The following is a 22,083-nucleotide window of genomic DNA, read 5'->3' as shown; positions in this document are numbered from 1 at the left end:
ATCCGATGCACTAGGCAATATCGCTATTCGGCGGCCTGAAGCCGTTCGCGGCTTGCCTTGTGCGCACGTGCGGCGTCGCCAAAGGCAGCGAAAATCTTGCGCGAAGGGCTGTCGGTTTTCACCCAATATTCCGGGTGCCATTGCACACCAACAGCAAATCCGCGGGCGTTTTTGACTGATACGGCCTCAATGGTTCCGTCCTCGGCGACGGCTTCGATATCAAGCTGGGCGGCGGGCCGGTCGATGGCCTGTCTGTGTACGGAATTGACCTGAAGTGTGTCCGACTGCATTACATTGGCAAGGCATGAGCCGGGCTTGATGCGCACGGGGTGGCGGATGGCAAAGCGCTCGGCCTGTTCGGCGGACTGAGGCGCGCGGTGATCCATACGGCCATCGAGTTCCTGTATTTCCGTGGCAAGTGTTCCGCCAAGGGCAACGTTCAGTTCCTGAATGCCCCGGCAAATGGCGAGTAGCGGCACGCCGCGCTCAATTGCCCGCCGGATTAGCGGCAATGAAGTTGCATCCCGGGCAGGATCATAGGGTTCATGCGCCTCGGTCGGTTCCACGCCGTAGAGCGCAGGATGCACATTGGATTTGGAGCCTGTAACCAGAACACCATCCACACCGTCAAGAATAGCGTCTATGTCGAGGCCTTCGCCAAAGGACGGGACGATCAGGGGGATGACACCGGCTGCGTCATAGGCAGCTTTCAGATACTGATCGGGTGCTGCGTGCCACGTATAATTTTCAAAGGCGCGAACGTCTGAGGTGATGGCGACGAGAGGCTGCCGCATGGCGATGCTCCAAATAATAATTCTCTCTGGAATGTAGTGTAATTCGGGTGCGTTTCCAATGGCTGCCGAAGGCCGGAGGCATTCCGTCGCAAAAGACGTTTTTTCCTTGGGATTCCACTCTGTTTTAATCAGCGCTTTGTTTGTGTTTTCAGCGGCTGGACTTGAATAGTCGAGCGTGTATGGTGATCCCCAGACCGGGAGCAATTGGACAGAAACTGTCCGGGGGGTCTGAAGCGATAAATTCTGGAGGAGAGTATATGGATCGTCGTTCATTCATCAAGAATGCCGGATTTGCCGGCGCGGGGGTTGCTGCGGCAACCACGCTGGCAGCGCCAGCAATTGCGCAGTCAATGCCGAAGATCACATGGCGCTGTGCGTCATCATTTCCAAAGTCACTGGACACGATCTATGGCGGCGCCGAGGTTCTGTCGAAATATCTGAAAGAAGCAACGGACGGCAATTTTGTCATCCAGCCATTTGCGGCGGGTGAAGTTGTTCCGGGCCTTCAGGCAGCTGACGCTGCTGCAGCGGGTACGGTCGAACTGTGCCACACCGTTGCCTATTATTACTGGGGCAAGGACCCCACCTGGGCTCTGGGTGCAGCCGTGCCATTTGCGCTCAATGCACGCGGTATGAATGCCTGGCAGTACCATGGCGGCGGCATTGACCTGATGAACGAGTTTTTCAACAAGCAGGGCCTGCAGGCCTATCCGGGCGGTAATACCGGCGTGCAGATGGGTGGCTGGTTCCGCAAGGAAATCAAGACCGTTGAAGACCTGAAGGGTCTCAAAATGCGCATTGGCGGCTTTGCCGGCAAGGTTATGGAAAAGCTTGGTGTTGTACCACAGCAGATCGCGGGTGGTGATATCTATCCATCCCTTGAAAAGGGCACGATCGATGCCGCCGAATGGGTTGGTCCCTATGATGACGAAAAGCTCGGCTTCCAGAAAGTTGCGCCGTTTTACTACTATCCCGGTTGGTGGGAAGGTGGACCGACTGTTAGCTTCATGGTCAACAAGCAGAAATGGGATTCATTGCCGCCAAGCTATCAGTCCCTGTTCCGCACGGCAGCGCAGGCAACCGATGCGAACATGCTGCAGAAGTATGATTATGTGAACCCGCCTGCGATCAAGCGGCTGGTTGCCGGTGGCGCGCAATTGCGTCCGTTCAGCCCGGAAATCCTCAATGCGTGTTTCGAAGCAGCCAATGGCGTCTATGCTGAAATCGAAGCCAGCAATCCGGGATTCAAAAAGATCTGGGATTCCATCAAGGGTTTCCGCAACGAGCATTTCCTTTATGCTCAGGTGGCGGAATACACCTTCGATACGTTCATGATGGTGCAGCAGCGTAACGGTAAGCTTTAGGCTTTCAGTTTCCAGATATAAAAAGCCCGGCAGCGATGCCGGGCTTTTTCTTTATCTTGAGGCTACATTACATTTTCGGCGGCTGGCTCAAATCCGGTGCTGCCGGTTGTGCGGGCTGTGCAGGCGCAGGTGGTGGCCCGCCCAGAGGTGGTGCGCTGAGGTCTGTGCCCAATCCCCCGCCGAGGCCGCTTCCCAATCCGCCGCCAAGCCCACCCCCGAGGTCTGAGTTCGGAATCTGGATGGTTGCCGGATTAACTGTGCTGGCCGGGCCGGTATAATGCATGACCATTTGCGGGAACATAATCGTCAGAGCCACCATGATGATCTGAATGCCGACGAATGGCACGGCACCCCAATAGATCTGCCCCGTGGTGATGGGCTGGATTTTCTTGCCGGTTATCTTGTCCATATAGGGCACTTTGGCGGCCACAGACCTGAGATAGAACAGGGCAAAACCAAACGGCGGATGCATGAAACTTGTCTGCATGTTGATGCCAAGAAGCACGCCGAACCAGATCAGATCGATGCCGAGCTTTTCCGCAACGGGAGCAAGCAGCGGTACGATAATAAAGGCAAGCTCGAAGAAGTCGAGAAAGAATGCCAGGAAGAAGACGAGCAGATTGACGACAATCAGGAACCCGACCTGTCCGCCCGGCAGTGAAGCCAGCAAATGCTCCACCCATATCTGGCCATTCACACCGTAGAAGGTGAGCGAGAAGACACGCGCACCAAGCAGGATGAAAAGGACGAATGAAGACAGCCGCGTGGTGGATGTCAGGGCGTGCCTGACAACGCCAAGATTAAGACGTCCCTTGGATGCGGCCATGAGCAAAGCGCCCACGGCACCCATGGCGCCACCTTCTGTCGGTGTGGCAATACCAAGGAAGATCGTGCCAAGCACGAGAAAGATCAATGCAAGTGGCGGGATGAGAACAATGATCACCTGTTGGGCGAGACGCGACATCAGGTTGAGGCTAAATGAACGGTCTGCCAGCGCGAATGCATAGATAACAACAATGCCAATTGTTGCGCCCCAGATATCCGCATTGGCTCCCGCCGTCGGTGTCAGCCAGACAATCGCGCCATAGGCGATAGCGACGACAATCACCAGAGCAATGATCAGAGATGTAACACCCGAACCCAGCGTGCGCGCTTCAACGGGTAAAGCAGGCATGGATTTCTTGTTGAAGATCGACAGTGCCAGAACATAGAGCATGTAGAGACCGGTGAGCACGAGGCCGGGGATCAGTGCGCCGTGATACATGTCGCCGACCGAGCGTCCGAGCTGATCAGCCAGAACGATCAGCACCAGCGATGGCGGAATGATCTGTGCCAGCGTGCCGGATGCCGCGATGACGCCTGACGCTACGCGTCGGTCATAACCATAACGCAGCATGATCGGCAGCGAAATGAGGCCCATGGAAATGACCGATGCCGCGACGACGCCTGTCGTGGCTGCAAGCAGCGCACCGACGAAAATGACCGCATAGGCAAGGCCGCCACGGATCGGACCGAACAGCTGGCCGATCGTATCCAGAAGGTCTTCGGCCATGCCGGAGCGTTCAAGAATGATACCCATGAAGGTAAAGAACGGAATGGCGAGCAATGTGTCATTCGACATCACCCCCCAGAACCGTTCGGGCAGGGCATAAAGAAATGGCCAGTCGAGGGTAATCGTCCCGTTGGAATAGGGGGCGAGTTCGACGCCAATAAAGAAAAACAGCAATCCGTTTGCAGCAAGAGCAAACGCGACAGGATAGCCGATCAACATGAAAATGATCAGCGAGGCGAACATGATTGGCGCCATGTTCTGCGCAATAAACTCAATCATTACGCGCCTCCGCCATGGCAACTTCCTGTTCCGCAATCTCTTCGAGACTTAAAGGCGGATTGGGATCGGGAATATCGCCGCGCATCACCGCAATCTTCTTGATGATTTCAGAAACGCCCTGAATGGCCAGCAGCAGAAAGCCGACAAGCAGGATCAGCTTTCCCGGCCACTGGACCAGACCACCCGCGCTTGGGGAGCCTTCGCCGCTGCGGTAGGACAGGCTGACATAGGGGACAAAGTAAAAGCACATGAGGAGAACGAAAGGCATCAGGAAGAAAAGATGGCCGAGAAGATCAATCCAATGCTGCACACGGCGGGAAAAGGCGCCGTAAACAATGTCGATGCGAATATGTTCGTTCTGTTGCAGCGTATAGGCGGCTGCCAGCATGAAAGCACCACCAAACAGAAACCATTGCAATTCCAGCCACGCATTCGACGATTGGTTGAATACTTTGCGGACAATGGCGTTGCCGGCGCTGACCACCACGGCCAGAAAAATCAGCCAGGCAACATTTCGGCCAACGAATTCATTGAGACGGTCGATCGCTCTCGACACGGCAAGCAAAGCCGACATGCAGTTCCTCCCCATAAGTCCGGCAACTGTTACAGTTCCCCGGATAATCACCCAGACAGCTCTTCATCCCATAGGCTGCGCCGCTCTTGGAAATGGCGGCAATAGGCCTAACCCGGCTGTCTCTCCCGAATAGTCTGTCTGAACTGTTAGCAGCCCCATACCGGTGCATCAACCCAATTGATTGCAGTTGCAGAACTCGAACACTCGGGTGGTTGTCATCGTTGCACGGGCAGTCTAACAGTGGAGAAACAGTTTGATGTTGGTATTAAGTGTAATGACAAGTGCCTCTTCTATTTCCGTTGCAGGAAAGACTATTGCGGTAACGGGTGGATCTTCAGGTTTGGGGCTGAGGATGGTTCAGGTGCTTGCAGCGCATGGTGCCAATGTTGTTTCCATTTCGCGCACGCCTGCTCCGGATAATGAACACAGCCCCAATGTTCTGAATATTATTGCCGATGTTACTATAGCCGCTGATATTGAGCGCGCTTTTGATGAGGCGGAGCAGAAGCTCGGGACAGTCACGGTTGTCTTCAACAATGCCGGAGTTGCCACGATGGAGCGCGCACTCACCACAACGCGTGAGCAGTTGCGGCACATTTTCGAAGTGAATGTGGAAGGTGCATTCTTCATTGCGCAGGAAGCCGCCAAACGCATGATTGCGGCCGGTGTTGGCGGATCGATTGTCAACCTGTCGAGCATTCTTGCCGATGCGCCCATCAAAGGATCGGCTGGTTATGCCATGTCAAAAGCTGCGATAAGCCAGATGACCCGTTCGCTGGCGCTGGAATTGGCTTCCCATGCCATCCGTGTCAACGCCATTGCACCCGGATGGTTTCCCACACGCCTCAATGAGTCGATCATGAATGGCCCGGCGCATGGGTTTCTGAAAGGCAAAAATCCGATGCGCAGGCTCGGCGAACCCGATGATATTGATGGTGCAGTGTTGTTGCTTGCATCCGATGCCAGCAGCTATATCACCGGTACTGTTATTACGATTGATGGCGGGCATAGCCTGCAGGGCTAGATTCTTTCGGCCTCATCATTGTTCGTGCGCACGGCGAGAACAAAGACCAGCAAAGAGAATACCGCCGCGTCGCGCCAGAGAACGGAAAAATATCCGCCCCACAGGGATTCAACCACCCCGACTGCTGCTGCACCCAGCGCAGCATGAAGCGGTTTTGAAAGTCCGCCTGCAGCGGTGATGAACAGGATTTTCAAACCGAAGATCATCCCGGTAGTGAAGCTTATATTGCCGTAGTAAAGCGCGGCCAGAAACCCTGCGATGGCGCAGATGCCGCAAGCTGCGAGGATCGCTTTTGTTCTGACACGACGCGGATCGATACCGCACATGGACGTTGCAAAGGGCTCGTCACTGACCGCGCGCCATATCCGGCCGGCGGACGTGCGCTGCATGACCAGTTCACCCGTTGTAATGACAGCCAGTGCCACGACAATATTGACGAGTTGCATCTGTGTCAGGCTGATATCAACGCCGGAGCCAAGCACATGAACCGGTTCCGCGAGCATGGGTGGCAGCCAATAATCCCGTGTGTCAGCGGCAAGGCGCGACAGTTCCATCAGAAATATGCTGAGGCCCAGTGTGGCGACGAGCACCGTATTGCGGCTGCCCGTCTCGAGCGGTGTGTAGATCAGTTTCGCAATGGTGTAACCGCCGAGACCGACATAGATCGTGGCAACAGCCAGTCCGAAGCCGAGAGCCAATGGCAGCGTCATCCAGAGTACCGTCCAGCCAAATGCCGTTACCAGAATAAAGGTCTGGCCGGAAAAGGCGAACAGGGCGCCAAGCGAAAGGTCTGTGCGATGGGTAATGCCGTGAATCAGCACATAACCATAGGCGAGCAACGCATAGAGCGCGGCATTGTGGATGCCATTAATCAGCAGTTGCAGAAAATAGGCCATCGGTCACTCGCATATTCCTGACCATACTAACTTGCAAAATCAATTTTACCAGTTAGAATTTTGCATGACCTTTGATTGGAATGCGCATCGTTTCAGTGGTGGCGTGCTGGCTCTTGATCTGGCCAACACAGTCATTTTCCGGGAGACACCCGACCGCGCGCTGGACCGGTTTTCGGACCGGGCGGAGCTACAGCGATTTGCCCGGGCTGCGGCACATTTCCGCAAGCCGGAATGGGGAGAAGCCAGCTTTCGTGCGCCAGTGGCGCGGACGGAAGTCGAGCGGCTTGTTAATGTCAGGGAGGCCATCAACGCGCTGTTTCGGACGGCTGTGCGGGGTGGCGGGCTACACCCGCAAAATATGGCAACGTTCCTGCAACTCGGGTCGGCGCTGGTTTGTGATGAACCCGGAACACAGGATCTGGCCCTGCCGAATGCGCTGGGGCGGGAACGGGAACTGTCGCTCGGTACAGCAGCTTTCCTGTCGGCCATGCGGCTTTTGGAACCGGCACGGCTTGAGCGGATCAAGATTTGCCCGAATTGCCATTGGCTTTACTTCGACGAGAGCCGCAACCGCAGTCGCCGTTGGTGCGACATGACCGTCTGCGGAAACCGGGCGAAGGCCCAGAGACATTATCGCCGCAATCGTACACAACCGGAAAATGATCATGCATAAGATCGCAAGGCGACTGCGTATGTTTCTTCTCTTGCCCGTCATCACAGGCGTTCTGGCGCTGGGTGCCTGTCGCGATTCCGGCGAGGGCGATTATCTGGCTGTCGCCGGAAAGTTATTCGTCTTCAATTATCGTATCGCGCAGGCAACTTATCACCTGACGCTGACCAAGGTGCGGCGCGTACCTGACGAAGCAATGCTTGAAACGACGTTTGAAAACCCGGCGGGCGGCGAGCCACTTATTGTCCGCCAAAAAGTCTGGCCAGCGGTCGAAAAAATCGGCATCGACAGTCCGCCAATCAAATGCGTAAAGGCTGGGCGGGAGTACAAGGTGATAATCCGTCTTGAGGATGCGGGTGGGAAATTACTGCAGACTATCGACCGGACGATGATATCGGACACGGATCAATCTGTCATGCCTGATAGACCGCTGGTGGTTGGTCCATTCTACGATCCAAACCCTGACAAGGATAAGCCGGACCCCACAACTATTGCCTGTCCAGCCTGAAAAATCCAAAACGAATTGGAACCATAGGATGTGACCGGTTTATGACACCGGCTTAATCCTTTTAGGAATTGGTAATTCTGTTTCCCATTTGATAAATATCAGTTTGACATGGGGTGCAAATAAATATTCTAAATGCATGCCTCATACATAATCTGAGTATCGTTGGCGTTTGTTCGAAAGTATTCGTTAACGTATCCAATTATGGGTACAGTTATTCACGGACACCTTGATGAAAATTGAACGCAACGAGAGTATTTTTCTCGAAATTCTGTTCCTGCGCACACTTTATGCGAACAAGAAAGCCGTGTGGTGGACGTCTGTTGTTCAAATTCTCGCTACGCTGGTTATTTACATAAAAACAAATCAGCCAATTTACGTCGGTTTTGCGGTGGCCTTTTTCCTGATTGTTCTTCTTCGCACTGCGAATGCCAGTGCTTTTGAACAAAAGGATCTTTCGTCAGCTACAATGACGGATTTGCGAAAATGGGAATGGCGGTACCTTCTGGGTGCGGTCAGCACGTGCATCCTGCTCGGTTTGCTGTGTCTGGTGAGTATTTATGTGTTTGCGGACACTTCGGCTGCTATTACGAGCGTGGCTATCGTTGTTGCTTCGATGGTTGCGCTGGTAACACGGAACTATGTATCGCCAACTGTTATCATTGGCATGTCCTTTGGTATTCTCGCGCCGCTTTTTCTGACGTTCATTCTGCTTGGCGGCATTTACAATTGGCTGCTTGCGCTGCTGATCCTGCCGTATTTCTGGAGCAACGTCCGGATTGCATCGAAGCTGCGGCAATCATTATGGGATGCGCTTTTGGGCAAGCAGCAGTTGAGCGTTGTCGTCAGCCATTTCGACGCAGCACTGAATGGTATGCCGCAGGGCCTGCTGATGTTTGATAGCAAACAGAATATCACCGTTGCCAATATGAAGGCGGCGAAGATGATGGGCTTCGATGACCCTGATCAGGTGCATGGTCATTCCCTGCAAAGCCTGCTGCGACTTGCCCGCGTCAAAGCCTATTTCCCCGAGGAAACCCACGCTTCCCTATCCGCCAAGATGCAGGACCTGCTCACTGGCCGCAAGGAACGGGACATGTTTGTTACGCCGAACAAGCGGCACTTTGAGTTTATGGCGACGCCAGATCCCCAACACGGAACAGTGCTCATCCTGCAGGACGTTACCCGGCGCGCCGAAGCAGAGGCGCAGATCAGCCGTATGGCGCGTTATGACAGTCTCACGGGGCTACCCAACCGCAGCCAGTTTGCCGAGATCGCCAAGACCTATCTTGATGGTATCGGGACGGGAATGCAGATCGCCTTGATGGTCGTTGATGTGGATGGCCTGAAGCGAACCAATGATACGTTCGGCCATCGTATTGGCGATGAATTGTTGCGGGCCTTTGCCGACCGGCTTGCTTCGGTTGATGTGAAGCATCCGGTCATTTCGCGTTTTGGCAGCGATGAGTTTGTGTTGCTGTTCTCAGCACCAACCCGCGACGCTATTTTGAAGAGCGTCGAGCGGATCATGGCCGCCATTTCGGGCCAGTATAATGTATCGGGTCAGGAGATCGTGACCGGAGCCCATGCGGGCGTGGTGATTGTCAGCAAGGGTGAATTCGATCTTGCTGTCATGCATATGAATGCTGACCTTGCCCTTGATGCCGCGCGAAAAGATAGCCAAAAAGCCTGGGCTGTTTTCGTTGACACAATGGATCAGTCCTTCCGCAGCAAACAGCGGCTGAAAAACGATCTGCGCAAGGCGATTGCCGAGCGGACCCTGTCGGTTGCCTATCAACCGATCATCAATGTACGCACCTTGCGCATGGTCGGCTGTGAAGCGCTTTCGCGGTGGAACCACCCGGATTTCGGCCCGATCTCTCCAGCGGAGTTCATTCCCATGGCTGAAGAAATGGGACTGATCTCGGACCTGACCCGGACGGTCATCGAACAGGCCATCAAGGATTGCAGCCTCTGGGGTTCCAGAATTGCCGTTTCGATCAACCTGTCATCCTATGATCTGCACAATATGGACATGGCCGATATCATCCGGTCAGCCTTGCTGCGTTATAACGTGGAACCTGCACTGATCGAGGTGGAAGTCACGGAAGGTGCAATCATCACCGACCGTGAGGCGACAGGCGGTGTGCTCGAAAGTCTGAAAGCCATGGGGCTGCAGGTTGCCATTGATGATTTCGGTACCGGCTATTCCAGCCTGAGCTATCTGAAAGATTTACCCGTCACCAAGGTGAAGATTGATCGCTCCTTCATCACTGATATTACCGAGGAAGGCCGTTCCCTGAAACTTCTGCGCGGTATCGTGCAGATGACCCATGAACTCGGTCTGTCCGTGACCATCGAAGGCCTGGAAACGCGCGAACAGTTTGCGCTGATCAATCGCTGGATTGGCGCTGAATATGTGCAGGGCTTCCTCTATGGAGCAGCCACAACGGCGGAAAATATCGCCAAGAACTTTGATATCGAAATGGTGCAACTGCCGGTTAAGCCGAAGAATGGCGAGATTGCCACTGTGCATTGATCGAAATGCCCAAGAGCTTGACCTGACAACGATCTTGTCCAAAACTCCCAATGTCAACAATGTCTGATTCATTAGGGAAGAACCGCTGTCATGATCGCACAAATTGCCATTGCGCCACTCGTTGCGCTGATTGCCGGAATCATCATCCTGATCGCGCCGCGTCTGCTCAATTACGTGGTTGCGCTCTATCTGATCATCATCGGAGTGACGGGGCTTTTCCCCCATTTGCTCAGTTGAGATGGTTCGCGGGATTAGCTTGATCGGTAAAATCAGCGCAGGTGCCATTTTTATCGACCGGGAGGCTTTTCAGCGACTATCTGCGCATTGCGCTGCTGCTGCGTTTTCGCTATTGCCAATAGGACTAAGACTTTATGAGGTTTGAAGATGGCTGAACATCACGATACGGCGCCTGCAGAACTTGGTGCACCCATGGACTACCCTGAGCACGAAAAAACCTACAATCTTTTTCTCGCTCTCTCGAAATGGGGTGTGGTTACCTGCGTAGGGCTGGTGGCTGCGATGGCATTCGGCTTTTTCGCTGGCGGGTTCTTCTCCGCCACCATTCTGTTTATTGTTATTTGTGTGGCTGCCTGGTTCATTCTCTAAAACACGCCCACAAGCGTTGTTCATGAACCGGGCGGATAATTCTGTTGAAATCCGCTTGCATGAGCGGGCCCATCACCAGGATTGCCAATCGTCATAGCGGGGCAGGCGCGCGGGTCTTCGGGCCACTGACTGCATAGTGACAACATGCTTTGGGGGTGAGGGCTTGGCTCAGACACTGTTCATACCGAAAGAGACCGATGCTGTTGAATCGCGGGTTGGCGGTTCAGCGGAAACGGTCAAAAAGCTTATCGGTCTTGGTTTTTCAGTCATTGTGGAAAGTGGCGCGGGTGTTTCATCCCGCATTCCTGACCGCGAATTTGAAGCCGCGGGTGCCGCGATTGGCAAAACCGCCGACATCAGGAACGCCGATGTCGTTCTGAAAGTCCGGCGCCCGTCCTCAGCTGAGCTCAAATCCTACAAAAAAGGCGCGGTTGTTATCGCCATGCTCGATCCTTATGGCAATGATGCTGCCGTCAAGGAACTGGCAGATGCCGGTGTCACAGCCTTCACCATGGAATTCATGCCGCGCATCACGCGTGCGCAGGTCATGGACGTACTTTCCAGTCAGGCCAACCTTGCCGGTTATCAGTCGGTTGTTGATGCTGCGGAAGAATATGACCGCGCCCTGCCGATGATGATGACGGCGGCTGGTACGGTTCCCGCCGCCAAGGTCTTCATCATGGGTGTCGGCGTTGCCGGTCTTCAGGCTATTGCGACCGCGCGCCGTCTCGGTGCCGTCGTGACTGCAACGGATGTGCGTCCTGCCGTGAAAGAGCAGGTTGCTTCGCTAGGCGCGAAGTTCCTTGCCGTTGAGGACGAGGAATTCAAGGCGGCTGAAACCGCTGGCGGCTATGCCAAGGAAATGTCGAAGGAATATCAGGCAAAGCAGGCTGCGCTGGTCGCGGACCATATCGCCAAGCAGGATATCATCATCACCACGGCGCTCATTCCGGGACGTCCGGCGCCGCGGCTTGTCACGCGCGAAATGTATGGGCGCATGCGTCCGGGCTCTGTGATCATTGATCTTGCGGTCGAGCGCGGCGGCAATGTCGAAGGCGCGGTTGCAGGCAAGATTGTTGATGTCGATGGTGTCAAGATCGTCGGCCATCTCAATGTTGCTGGCCGTATCGCCGCCACCGCATCACAGCTTTATGCCAAGAACCTTTTTGCCTTCGTTGAGACGCTTGTTGACAAGGACGCCAAGGCGATCAAGGTCAATTTTGACGACGAACTGGTCAAAGCAACTGTCCTGACCCATGGCGGCAAGGTGGTTCATCCGAATTTTGCCGGTGCCGCGCCAAGTGCAACCGCTCCTGCGGCGAAACCGGTAGCCAAAAAGCCTGCCAAAGCCAAGGCTGCACCCGCTGCGACAGTTGCGGTCACAGCTGAGCCGAAGAAGGCACCGGCCACGGCCGCGCCAAAGAAGGCTGCTGCTCCCAAAGCCGCACCGAAGAAAACCGCGCCGAAACCTGCTGCCACCAAAACGACAGCTCCCAAAACGGCTGCCCCAAAAACGGCTGCCCAAAAAACGACTGAAGGAGAGGCGTGATGGCTGATACCGCACTCGAAAAAGCTCTTGAAAGTCTCAATCAGGCAACCGAGACGGTTCGTCAGGCCGCTGAAAATCTGCCTGATGCGGCCGGTGCTGTGGCCCATACGGTAACAGGTGGTGCTGTTGACCCCTTCGTCTTCCGTCTGGCGATCTTCGTTCTGGCAATCTTTGTCGGCTATTACGTCGTCTGGTCGGTGACACCAGCCCTGCACACGCCGCTCATGGCCGTAACCAACGCCATTTCGTCGGTTATCGTCGTTGGTGCGCTGCTTGCGGTTGGCCTGTCTGCCAGTGGCTTTGCCACAGGGTTCGGCTTCATCGCCCTTGTACTTGCCAGCGTCAATATTTTTGGCGGCTTCCTTGTGACCCATCGCATGCTCGCCATGTACAAGAAAAAAGAAAAGTGAGACCTGAGCAATGAGCGTAAATCTCGCAGCTTTTCTTTATCTCGTCTCCGGCGTCCTGTTCATTCTGGCGCTGCGTGGCCTGTCGCACCCAACCACAAGCCGTCAGGGTAATTTCTACGGTATGATCGGTATGGGTATATCGATCATCACGACGCTGACGCTTGCTGAACCAAGTTTCCGTGGTCTGGGCCTGATCGTCATCGGTCTTGCCATTGGTGGCGGTGTCGGTGCCTATACCGCCAGACGCATTGCCATGACGGCCATGCCGCAGCTGGTTGCAGCCTTCCATTCGCTGGTCGGTCTTGCCGCTGTCATGGTGGCTGCTGCTGCCATCTACTCGCCCAATTCCTTCGGGATCGGCGAAGTCGGTTCGATCCACGGACAGGCGCTGGTTGAAATGTCGCTTGGTGTTGCCATCGGTGCGATTACCTTTACCGGCTCCATCATCGCCTTCCTGAAGCTCGATGGCCGCATGTCCGGCAAGCCGATCATGCTGCCGGGCCGCCATGTGCTCAACGCGGCTCTGGCGATTGCCATTGTCTTGCTGGTTGTGGCGCTGGTGATGAGCGAAAGCCATTTCGTGTTCTGGCTGATCGTTCTTCTGTCGCTGGCTCTTGGTGTTCTGATCATCGTTCCCATCGGCGGCGCGGATATGCCGGTCGTTGTGTCGATGCTCAACTCCTATTCGGGCTGGGCTGCTGCCGGTATCGGTTTCACGCTGGGCAATCTGGCGCTGATCATCACCGGTGCGCTGGTGGGCTCCTCCGGTGCGATCCTGTCCTACATCATGTGCAAGGGCATGAACCGGTCGTTTATCTCGGTTATTCTCGGCGGCTTCGGCGGCGAGACCTCGGGTGCAGCAACCGGCGAAGTCGAACAGCGTCCGGTCAAGCAGGGTTCGGCAGATGATGCGGCCTTCATCATGAAGAATGCATCCAAGGTTATCATCGTGCCGGGTTACGGTATGGCGGTGGCGCAGGCACAGCACGCCTTGCGTGAAATGGCTGACAAGCTGAAGGCTGAGGGCGTTGAGGTCAAATACGCCATTCACCCGGTTGCTGGCCGTATGCCCGGGCATATGAATGTGCTTCTGGCCGAAGCCAATGTTCCCTACGACGAAGTGTTCGAGCTTGAGGACATCAACTCCGAATTTGCGCAGGCCGATGTGGCTTTCGTGATCGGTGCCAATGACGTCACCAATCCGGCCGCCAAGACCGATCCGAAATCGCCCATCTTCGGCATGCCGATCCTCGATGTGGACAAGGCCGGCACGGTTCTGTTCATCAAGCGCGGCATGGGCTCCGGCTATGCGGGTGTCGAGAACGAACTGTTCTTCCGCGACAACACGATGATGCTGTTTGCCGATGCCAAGAAGATGGTTGAAAACATCGTCAAGGCGCTGGATCACTGATCCAGCATTGCCAGACCAAACGAAAAGCCCGCCGATTGGCGGGCTTTTTCATTTCAGGGTCTGTTGAATCGCCCGATTGATTTTTGCTTCAAAGGCTGCAAGCCGGGCAGGGGCGAGCTTCTCGCAATTGTAAAGCGACAGCATTGAAAACCGTGCCTTGGGTGCGCAGGTGCCAATAATGGCTGTGCCAAGGATACGGCGGACGGGTCGCCACATAATCAGCCGGTCAATCCACCAGGGGGAGCCGAGCGTCGTGATGGCAATACAGGATGTCATCTTGTTGAGGCGTGGGATCATCCGGCCAAAGTCCGGCGCGTGATCATAGGCTGTGCCCGGTACGAACACGCGATCGATCCAACCTTTTAGGATTGCGGGCAGGCCGAACCACCACGTTGGAAAGATGATTATCAGTACGTCTGCCGCCTGCAAGGCTTCCGTTTCATCTTTGACCTGCGAGTTGTCATATTGCGGCGCGTAGTAGCTTTGCCGTTCCTGCGGCGAAAGCCGTGGATCAAAACCCTGCTGGTAGAGATCGAACACCTGCAATTCGTGTGGTGACTCAGCGATCTGCTGTGTCACCAACGCCGTCAGATGTACCGAAAGGCTGTTCTCAAGTGGATGAGCGGAAACAATAAGGAACCGCTTTGCCATGTCAGGATCAGGCCATATCTGGATCAGGAACGCGTGCGCGCCAGACCGTCAAGCGCAGGTTTGTACTTTGGATCAAGCTGCGCGGCCTTGGAGTAGGATTTCGCAGCGCGTGCCTTGTCGCCGCGATGCTCGTAGATCAGCGCCTGATTGGCCCAGCCCTCGGCAATGGTGCCATCCAGCTTGATGGCATTGTTGAAATCGTCAAAGGCGTTGTCGTCATCGCCAAGCGCAACATAGGAAATACCACGGCCATTATAGGGCTCGGCTGCATCAGGTTGCAGCGAGATCGCGGTGGAGAAATCTTCGATGGCCTGCTTGTGCTGATTGCGTGCCTGATAAATCAGGCCGCGATTGTGGTAGGCGCGGGGATCGGTGGTGTTCAGCTGGATTGCCTGCTGGAAATCACTGAAAGCCCGGTCGAGCTGTCCGGAAAGACGATAAAGATTGCCGCGACCGATATAGGCAGCGTCATATTGCGCATTGATCTGGATGGCCTTGCTGTAGTCAGCCAATGCCTGAGCGCTATTGCCCATATTGCGGTAAACAAGCGCACGGTTCGCATAGGCCTGATAGAAATTAGGGTTCAGCTGCAATGCCGTGTTGAAGTCCTTGATGGCATCGCTGTTGCGACCGGCGCGGCCAAAAGCCGAGCCACGCACATTGTAGGCTTCCGGATCGCGTGGATTATTGCGAATGACGCTGTCGAGTGAGCTGATGTTCTCGGAAGAGCCCTGCGCCTTGTCGATGCCGGTCATATCGGTGGTCGAGGTCTGGCACCCGGCAATAGCCAGAGTGAGAACCGAAGCGATCACCAGTCCGGTGGTGCGCAACGTCTTGAATGCCGATTGCGGGTCGCGATACGAAACCATTTCAAGTGAATGTGTCATATTCCTGGTATCCCGTTCAATCGAAAACGCAAAAAGGGCGGTGTGGCGATTGCCACCCCACCCCGTTGTATTGTCAAGACGTTGATAAAGTACTGATCAACGAGCCGCAGAAGGACGGGCCGGTACCTTGCGCGCTGGCATTGGCAGAAGACCTTCGCGCTGTGCCTGCTTGCGGGCAAGCTTGCGAGCGCGGCTGATGGCTTCTGCCTTCTGGCGGGCGCGCTTGATCGAGGGCTTCTCGTAATGATCATGCATCTTCATTTCGCGGAACATGCCTTCGCGCTGCATCTTCTTCTTGAGGACGCGGAGAGCCTGATCAACATTATTTTCGCGTACGAGTACCTGCACGTTTTATCCTGTGTCTCTTAGAATTTCGTTGAGCCTGAATTCTGCGCCCTTACCTTGGTCAGTGGGACACAAATCCAAACTTCGCGACGGTCATCCATCGCAAACTGACGAGGCCATTATCAGAATGGTGGCGGAATGTCCATGGTGAAGCTGCTTAAAATGGGGATATTCTGCAATCGGCTGTCAGCCGCTTCGATGCAATTTTAGAATAACCGGCACGGAACGCCAATCTCCGTCGCAAAATGGCAAAAGACCTTTGAGCGGATGCGTTACTGATGCATAAAAGTGCGATCCTGCGCTTGAAAATCGATGTCGATTTCAGGACAGGGTATTGCTCTCGAAAATCGTTGGAACACGTCGCTCTGCCGAGGTCACTTGAAATGGCCGGACGCTTTGCAAAGGATTGAATGATGCGGAAATATTCAGTGTTTGCTTTGGCCCGCGAGGCATTGCGTGCCCACAAGGGGTGGGATCAGCAATGGACTTCGCCCGAACCCAAGTCGGAATATGACGTCATCATTGTTGGCGCTGGCGGACATGGTCTTGCCACGGCCTACTATCTGGCCAAGGAACACGGCATCACCAATGTCGCGGTTCTGGAAAAGGGTTGGCTTGGCGGCGGCAATACCGGCCGCAACACCACGATTATCCGTTCCAACTATCTCTATGATGAATCGGCAGGCATTTACGAACATGCCGTGAAATTGTGGGAGGGTCTGAGCCAGGACATCAACTACAACGTCATGTATTCGGCGCGCGGCGTGATGATGCTGGCGCACAATGTTCACGATGTTCAGGTGTTGAAGCGCCATATCCACGCCAACCGGCTGAATGGCATCGACAATGAATGGATGACACCGGAGCAGGTCAAGGAATTCTGCCCGCCAATCAATCTTTCTGCCGATGCACGTTATCCCATCATTGGCGCGGCGTTGCAACGCCGCGGCGGCACGGCCCGCCATGATGCGGTTGCATGGGGTTATGCCCGCGCGGCGGCTGATCGCGGCGTGCATATCATCCAGAACTGCGAAGTAACCGGCATCCGCCGTGCCGCCAATGGGGCGGTCGTGGGAGTTGATACCAATCGCGGCCCGATCAATGCCAAGAAGGTTGGCGTTGTGGCTGCGGGCCATACCTCTGTCCTTATGAACATGGCCGGTGTGCGCATGCCGCTGGAAAGCTATCCCTTGCAGGCGCTGGTATCCGAACCGGTCAAGCCGCTCATTCCCTGCGTGATCATGTCGAACACCGTTCATGCGTATATTTCGCAGTCGGATAAGGGCGAAATGGTCATCGGCGCTGGTACGGACCAGTACACGTCTTATTCCCAGACGGGCGGCCTGCACATCATCAACCACACGCTGGACGCGATCTGCGAAATGTTCCCGGTGCTGACGCGCCTGAAAATGCTGCGTTCATGGGGCGGTATTGTTGACGTGACGCCGGATCGTTCGCCAATTTTGGCCAAGACACCGGTGCCGGGCCTTTATGTAAACTGCGGCTGGGGAACTGGCGGGTTCAAGGCAACGCCGGGCTCCGGCAATGTGTTTGCCCATACGATTGCCCGCGATGAGCCGCACCGGATCAATGCGCCGTTCACCATCGAGCGCTTTACCACTGGCCGCCTCATCGATGAAGCCGCCGCCGCTGCCGTAGCGCACTGACATTCAAGAAACGAGACGACGACAATGCTTCTCATCAAATGCCCCTATTGCGAAGAAGAGCGCCCGGAACTGGAATTCCGCAACGCGGGTGAAGCGCATCTCGTGCGCTCCCCGGCAATTTCGGAACAGTCGGACGACGATTTTGCCGGCTTTCTCTATTTCCGCCAGAATCCGAAAGGCCTGCAGTTTGAACGCTGGCGGCATATTCACGGCTGCGGACGCTTCTTCAATGCGGTGCGCGATTCCGTCTCGGACAAGTTCCTGACTGTCTACAAGGCAGGCGAGCCACGCCCGGATGTTGAAAAACTGCTCAATCCGGACGCCGCTACAGCTCCTGCCATCGCTGAACCCGCAAAGAAACGCGCCCCCCGCGCCAAGAAAGGGGAGCTATAAGCCATGAGCACCACATCCCATTCCGGAAGCAACCGTATCGCTGGCATTGGTCGTCTGACCCCGGCCAAAACCGTTCGCTTCACCTTTGACGGGCAGGCACTGACCGGCCTCGAAGGCGACACGCTGGCATCGGCGCTGCTCGCCAATGGCATTCATCTGGTTGGCCGTTCGTTCAAATATCACCGTCCGCGCGGAATCCTCTCCGCAGGCAGCGAAGAGCCGAACGCGCTTGTCGATATCGAGCGCGACAAGTCGCGCCAGCAACCAAATGTGCGGGCGACCGTGCAGGAAATCTATGACGGGCTGAAGGTCAAGTCGCAGAACCGCTGGCCGTCGCTGACTTTTGACGTCGGCGCGATCAATGATGTGTTCTCGCCGATGCTGCCCGCAGGCTTCTACTACAAGACGTTCATGTGGCCGAAGTTCGCGTGGAAAACCATTTACGAGCCGAAGATCCGTGCTGCTGCCGGTCTTGGCGTTGTTCCCGGTGAAGCTGATACGGATCGCTATTCCAATCGCTTTGCCCATTGCGATGTGCTGGTGGTCGGTGGCGGTGCCGCTGGTCTTGCTGCCGCGCTCACTGCTGCACAGACAGGTGCCAAGGTCATTATCTGCGACGAGCAGGCGCAAGCCGGTGGCGCGCTGCGCTATGAGATTGATGTCACCCTCGATGGCAAGCCGGGCTATGACTGGGCGACGGAAACGCTTGGCACTTTGCGTTCGATGGAGAACGTCACTGTTCTGACGCGCACCACGGCCTTTGGCTATTACGCCCAGAATTTCGTTGGTCTGGTCGAGCGCATCAGCGATCATCTCAGCAATCCGGGTTCTGATCTGCCGCGTGAACGCCTGTGGCAGGTTCGTGCCAAGAAGGTTGTTCTGGCAACCGGCGCTATCGAGCGGCACATGGTGTTCGCCAACAATGATCGCCCGGGCATTCTGCTGGCGTCGGCGGCACGTATCTATCTTAACCAGTATGGTGTTGCTGTTGGACGTAAGGTCGGTGTCTATACCGCTAATGACTCCGCCTATGCGGCGGCTATTGATCTCAAACGGGCTGGCGTTGACGTTCCCGTTATTGTCGATACGCGTGAAAATCCTTCTTCGTCTGTTATCGAAGAAGCCCGTTCGCTCGGCATTGATGTGCTGACTGGCCATGCGGTGTTTAGTGCTGGTGGCAAACGCCGCGTCTCGTCCATCAGCATCCGCCCGAATAAGGGCGGTGCGGAACGTAAGGTTGTGGTGGATGCGCTGATCATGTCCGCAGGCTGGACGCCTTCGGTGCATCTGTTCTCGCAGTCACGCGGCAAGGTGGCATGGGATGCTGCCAATGAACGCTTTCTGCCCGGCACCTATGCGCAGGATTGTGTATCTGTCGGTGCCTGCAATGGCAGTGACGGATTGCAGGAAGCGCTGGATGAGGCAATCGCGGCTGGCAGCAAGCTGGCAGCAGAAACCGGCTTCAAGGGCAAGGCCAAAGCGGTCAAGGCCACGGGTGGCACGGACTGGATCATTGGCATGATCGGTTCTGCTCCGGGTGCCGGTGCGGATACAACGGTCAAGGCCTTTGTCGATTTCCAGAACGATGTCACCGCCAAGGACGTGCGTCTCGCCGTGCGCGAAGGCATGCACTCCATTGAGCACGTCAAACGCTTCACCACCAATGGCATGGCAACCGATCAGGGCAAGACCTCCAACCTGCACGGGTTGGCAATTGCCGCCGAAGCGCTCAATCGCCCAATTCCGGCGGTGGGCCTGACAACGTTCCGTGCGCCGTTTACGCCTGTTACTTTCGGCGCAATCGTCAATCATGCGCGCCATGATCTGTTCGATCCGACCCGCCGCACACCGATGCATGCATGGCATGCGGCTGAGGGTGCGGCCTTCGAGGATGTCGGGCAGTGGAAGCGTGCCTGGTATTATCCGCAGGCGGGCGAGGACATGCATGCGGCTGTCAATCGCGAATGCGTTGCCGTGCGCAATCAGGCCGGTATTTTCGATGCCTCGACGCTCGGCAAGATCGAAGTGGTTGGCCCTGACGCGGCGAAATTCCTCGAGCTGCTCTATACCAACCCGTGGGAAAAGCTGGGTGTTGGCCGCCTGCGTTATGGCATCATGCTGCGCGAAGATGGTTTCATCTATGATGATGGTGTCGTTGGTCGGCTTGCCGAAGATCGGTTCCATGTGACGACAACGACAGGCGGCGCGCCGCGTGTCATGCATCACATGGAAGACTATCTGCAGACCGAATTCCCGCATCTTGACGTCTGGCTGACCTCGACCACGGAACAATGGGCTGTCATCGCCGTGCAGGGTCCAAAAGCGCGTGAAATCATCGCGCCGCTGGTAGAGGGCATCGATCTTTCCAATGAAGCCATGCCGCATATGAGTGTGCGGGAAGGCAAGATTTGCGGCGTGCCGACGCGGCTGTTCCGCATGTCCTTCACCGGTGAAGCGGGTTTTGAAATCAACGTGCCTGCTGATTACGGTCAGGCGGTCTGGGAGGCTATCTACGAGCGTGGCAAGCCGCTTGGCCTGACGCCTTACGGCACCGAGGCGATGCACGTTCTGCGCGCGGAAAAGGGTTATATCATCGTCGGTCAAGACACGGATGGCACGGTGACACCGCAGGATGCGGGGCTGACCTGGGCTATCGGCAAGAACAAGAAAGACTATGTTGGCATTCGTGGCCTTTTGCGCCGCGATCTGGTGGCCGATGGCCGCAAGCAGCTGGTGGGCTTGAAGACCAAGGATGCCCATGTGGTGCTGGAGGAGGGCGCGCAGATTGTTGCAAACCCCAACCAGCCGGTGCCGATGACAATGATTGGTCATGTGACATCGTCCTATTGGTCGGAAAATTGCGGCCGGTCGATTGCGATGGGTCTGGTGATTGACGGAACAAAACGGCTCGGAGAAACGCTCTATGTGCCGATGCCCAATGGTGTGATTGAAGTGGAAGTAACCGGTACGGTGTTCTTCGACGAAAAGGGAGAACGGTTGAATGGCTGACCTTGCACAAACAGCACAGCGTTTGCATCCGCTACAGACCGGTTATGCGGGCGTTGGCTCCGTATCGGTTGTTCTGGCTGACAATGCCACCCGTGTATCGCTGCGGGCCCGGCCTGATGCGGTGGCGGCCTTGTCCAAGGCGATTGGGCTGACCTTGCCGGTGAAGCCCAAGACAACGTCGACGCAAGGGACCCGTACCGCCCTATGGATCGGCCCGGATGAATGGCTCATCATCGATGCGGATAGTAGCGCGCTGGTTGCCGATCTCGCCAAGGTGAAGGTGCTGCATTCGGCTGTGGATGTATCGCATCGCAATGTCGGGATCATTATATCAGGCAAGGGTGCGGATGCTGTGGTCAATGGTGGCTGCCCGCAGGACCTGTCGCTCCGGGCGTTTCCGGTTGGCGCGGCGTCCCGCACAGTTCTTGGCAAGATCGAGATTGTCCTGCTGCGCACGGAGGAAAACACGTTCCGCGTTGAGTGCTGGCGCTCATTTTCGGGTTATGCCTACAGTTTCCTGCAGGAATCAGCCCGGGATGTTACTGTCTGACAGCCGGAAGCGGTTGATTAGCAGTATCCTCGTTCGTGGTTCGTGGTTCGACAAGCTCACCATGAGGGAGAGTGKGGATGCAACGCTAATCGCAAAGATTGCWGATCAAAAAAAGTTGCGGGGTAAAGGGTGCAGAACTTGGCTCCCCTTCATCACCCATCTCCCTCATGGTGAGCAACTGTGTTTGGGTGTTGATCAGATTTGGTGTTCTAATCTCCATGGTGTGTCGGTTTTGATGATGGCGTTGATGATGACGATGAGTTTTCGCATGATGGCCACAATTGCAACCTTGAAGGGTTTTCCAGCGGCTCTGAGTTTCTGGTAGAAGCGTGCCAGTGGCTGGCTCTTGGCCCTTATGATGGAAAGGCACGCCATGTAGAGGATGCGCCTGATATGAGGGCGGCCCGC

The 22,083-nt window shown here is 55.7% G+C and carries 21 protein-coding genes and 1 pseudogene; 14 read left to right on the top strand and 8 right to left on the bottom strand.

Features of this window, described 5'->3' with window-relative positions:
• Window positions 1-23 precede the first annotated feature (23 nt).
• Window positions 24-794 (bottom strand): gamma-glutamyl-gamma-aminobutyrate hydrolase family protein, encoded by a 771-nt coding sequence (locus tag AB4Y96_RS07250; protein ID WP_441916429.1) that lies wholly within the window; start codon window positions 792-794, stop codon window positions 24-26.
• A 257-nt stretch (window positions 795-1,051) separates the two neighbouring features.
• Here AB4Y96_RS07250 and AB4Y96_RS07245 point away from each other — a divergent pair, with 257 nt between their 5' ends.
• Window positions 1,052-2,158, top strand: a complete 1,107-nt coding sequence (locus AB4Y96_RS07245) for a TRAP transporter substrate-binding protein (protein WP_091878320.1) — start codon at window positions 1,052-1,054, stop codon at window positions 2,156-2,158.
• Window positions 2,159-2,225: 67 nt separating this feature from the next.
• Here the strand turns inward: AB4Y96_RS07245 and AB4Y96_RS07240 are convergent, their stop codons facing one another.
• Together AB4Y96_RS07240 and AB4Y96_RS07235 are read right to left on the bottom strand one after the other, a co-directional pair.
• Window positions 2,226-3,989 carry a TRAP transporter large permease gene (locus tag AB4Y96_RS07240; RefSeq protein WP_441916428.1) on the bottom strand — a complete coding sequence of 588 codons (1,764 nt, stop codon included), beginning with the start codon at window positions 3,987-3,989 and terminating at the stop codon, window positions 2,226-2,228.
• Complete coding sequence (locus tag AB4Y96_RS07235; RefSeq protein WP_091878316.1) at window positions 3,982-4,563, bottom strand: TRAP transporter small permease subunit; 582 nt, start codon at window positions 4,561-4,563, stop codon at window positions 3,982-3,984. The genes AB4Y96_RS07240 and AB4Y96_RS07235 overlap by 8 nt, the downstream gene beginning before the upstream one ends.
• Before the next feature lie 274 nt (window positions 4,564-4,837).
• Here AB4Y96_RS07235 and AB4Y96_RS07230 point away from each other — a divergent pair, with 274 nt between their 5' ends.
• Window positions 4,838-5,587, top strand: a complete 750-nt coding sequence (locus tag AB4Y96_RS07230) for an SDR family NAD(P)-dependent oxidoreductase (RefSeq protein WP_091878314.1) — start codon at window positions 4,838-4,840, stop codon at window positions 5,585-5,587.
• Here the strand turns inward: AB4Y96_RS07230 and AB4Y96_RS07225 are convergent.
• Window positions 5,584-6,483 carry a branched-chain amino acid ABC transporter permease gene (locus AB4Y96_RS07225; protein WP_441916427.1) on the bottom strand — a complete coding sequence of 300 codons (900 nt, stop codon included), beginning with the start codon at window positions 6,481-6,483 and terminating at the stop codon, window positions 5,584-5,586. The two genes, AB4Y96_RS07230 and AB4Y96_RS07225, sit on opposite strands and share 4 nt — an antisense overlap.
• A 64-nt stretch (window positions 6,484-6,547) precedes the next feature.
• Between AB4Y96_RS07225 and AB4Y96_RS07220 the strand changes: the two genes are divergently transcribed.
• The 8 genes from AB4Y96_RS07220 to AB4Y96_RS07185 all read left to right on the top strand — a co-directional run bounded on the left by AB4Y96_RS07220 (window position 6,548) and on the right by AB4Y96_RS07185 (window position 14,173).
• Complete coding sequence (locus tag AB4Y96_RS07220; protein WP_441916426.1) at window positions 6,548-7,156, top strand: CGNR zinc finger domain-containing protein; 609 nt, start codon at window positions 6,548-6,550, stop codon at window positions 7,154-7,156.
• Entirely contained in the window at window positions 7,149-7,661 is a 513-nt protein-coding gene (locus AB4Y96_RS07215) for a hypothetical protein (RefSeq protein ID WP_441916425.1), read from the top strand. The genes AB4Y96_RS07220 and AB4Y96_RS07215 overlap by 8 nt, the downstream gene beginning before the upstream one ends.
• A 229-nt stretch (window positions 7,662-7,890) precedes the next feature.
• Window positions 7,891-10,197 (top strand): putative bifunctional diguanylate cyclase/phosphodiesterase, encoded by a 2,307-nt coding sequence (locus AB4Y96_RS07210; protein ID WP_441916424.1) that lies wholly within the window; start codon window positions 7,891-7,893, stop codon window positions 10,195-10,197.
• 90 nt (window positions 10,198-10,287) lie between these two features.
• The gene (locus AB4Y96_RS07205; protein ID WP_091878304.1) at window positions 10,288-10,434 is read left to right on the top strand and encodes a DUF3096 domain-containing protein; all 147 of its coding nucleotides are present in this window, start codon (window positions 10,288-10,290) and stop codon (window positions 10,432-10,434) included.
• A gap of 147 nt (window positions 10,435-10,581) precedes the next feature.
• Entirely contained in the window at window positions 10,582-10,803 is a 222-nt protein-coding gene (locus AB4Y96_RS07200) for an aa3-type cytochrome c oxidase subunit IV (RefSeq protein ID WP_441916423.1), read from the top strand.
• A gap of 163 nt (window positions 10,804-10,966) precedes the next feature.
• Entirely contained in the window at window positions 10,967-12,352 is a 1,386-nt protein-coding gene (locus AB4Y96_RS07195; RefSeq protein WP_441916422.1) for a Re/Si-specific NAD(P)(+) transhydrogenase subunit alpha, read from the top strand.
• Window positions 12,352-12,762, top strand: coding sequence for an NAD(P) transhydrogenase subunit alpha (locus AB4Y96_RS07190; RefSeq protein ID WP_091878297.1), 411 nt, complete (start codon window positions 12,352-12,354; stop codon window positions 12,760-12,762). Before AB4Y96_RS07195 ends, AB4Y96_RS07190 begins: the two co-directional genes overlap by 1 nt.
• A gap of 10 nt (window positions 12,763-12,772) precedes the next feature.
• The gene (locus AB4Y96_RS07185; RefSeq protein ID WP_091878295.1) at window positions 12,773-14,173 is read left to right on the top strand and encodes an NAD(P)(+) transhydrogenase (Re/Si-specific) subunit beta; all 1,401 of its coding nucleotides are present in this window, start codon (window positions 12,773-12,775) and stop codon (window positions 14,171-14,173) included.
• Window positions 14,174-14,221: 48 nt separating this feature from the next.
• On the opposite strand, the gene AB4Y96_RS07180 is transcribed toward AB4Y96_RS07185, so the two are convergent.
• The 3 genes from AB4Y96_RS07180 to rpsU all read right to left on the bottom strand — a co-directional run bounded on the left by AB4Y96_RS07180 (window position 14,222) and on the right by rpsU (window position 16,059).
• Window positions 14,222-14,824 carry an NAD(P)H-dependent oxidoreductase gene (locus AB4Y96_RS07180; RefSeq protein ID WP_441916421.1) on the bottom strand — a complete coding sequence of 201 codons (603 nt, stop codon included), beginning with the start codon at window positions 14,822-14,824 and terminating at the stop codon, window positions 14,222-14,224.
• Window positions 14,825-14,847: 23 nt separating this feature from the next.
• Window positions 14,848-15,693: a tetratricopeptide repeat protein gene (locus AB4Y96_RS07175; protein WP_441916547.1), complete on the bottom strand. Its 846-nt coding sequence runs from the start codon at window positions 15,691-15,693 to the stop codon at window positions 14,848-14,850.
• 114 nt (window positions 15,694-15,807) lie between these two features.
• Window positions 15,808-16,059: a 30S ribosomal protein S21 gene (rpsU, locus tag AB4Y96_RS07170; RefSeq protein WP_091878290.1), complete on the bottom strand. Its 252-nt coding sequence runs from the start codon at window positions 16,057-16,059 to the stop codon at window positions 15,808-15,810.
• A gap of 410 nt (window positions 16,060-16,469) precedes the next feature.
• On the opposite strand from rpsU, the gene AB4Y96_RS07165 reads away from it, so the two are divergent.
• Genes AB4Y96_RS07165 through AB4Y96_RS07150 form a run of 4 tightly spaced genes read left to right on the top strand, consistent with a single transcriptional unit; the run spans window position 16,470 to window position 21,675 of the window.
• Entirely contained in the window at window positions 16,470-17,723 is a 1,254-nt protein-coding gene (locus AB4Y96_RS07165) for a sarcosine oxidase subunit beta (RefSeq protein ID WP_091878553.1), read from the top strand.
• Window positions 17,724-17,747: 24 nt separating this feature from the next.
• On the top strand, window positions 17,748-18,116 hold the full coding sequence (locus AB4Y96_RS07160) for a sarcosine oxidase subunit delta (RefSeq protein WP_441916420.1): 369 nt from the start codon (window positions 17,748-17,750) through the stop codon (window positions 18,114-18,116).
• A 3-nt stretch (window positions 18,117-18,119) separates the two neighbouring features.
• Window positions 18,120-21,125 (top strand): sarcosine oxidase subunit alpha, encoded by a 3,006-nt coding sequence (locus AB4Y96_RS07155; protein WP_441916419.1) that lies wholly within the window; start codon window positions 18,120-18,122, stop codon window positions 21,123-21,125.
• Complete coding sequence (locus AB4Y96_RS07150; protein ID WP_441916418.1) at window positions 21,118-21,675, top strand: sarcosine oxidase subunit gamma; 558 nt, start codon at window positions 21,118-21,120, stop codon at window positions 21,673-21,675. Before AB4Y96_RS07155 ends, AB4Y96_RS07150 begins: the two co-directional genes overlap by 8 nt.
• 195 nt (window positions 21,676-21,870) lie before the next feature.
• Here AB4Y96_RS07150 and AB4Y96_RS07145 read toward each other — a convergent pair.
• Window positions 21,871-22,083: pseudogene (locus tag AB4Y96_RS07145) on the bottom strand (hypothetical protein); the annotation flags it as partial.

The organism is Phyllobacterium sp. TAF24 (assembly GCF_052113785.1).
Taxonomy (GTDB): Bacteria; Pseudomonadota; Alphaproteobacteria; order Rhizobiales; family Rhizobiaceae; genus Phyllobacterium.
Note: the sequence above shows the minus strand (reverse complement) of the source record. Positions and strands in the feature narration are given on the sequence as shown.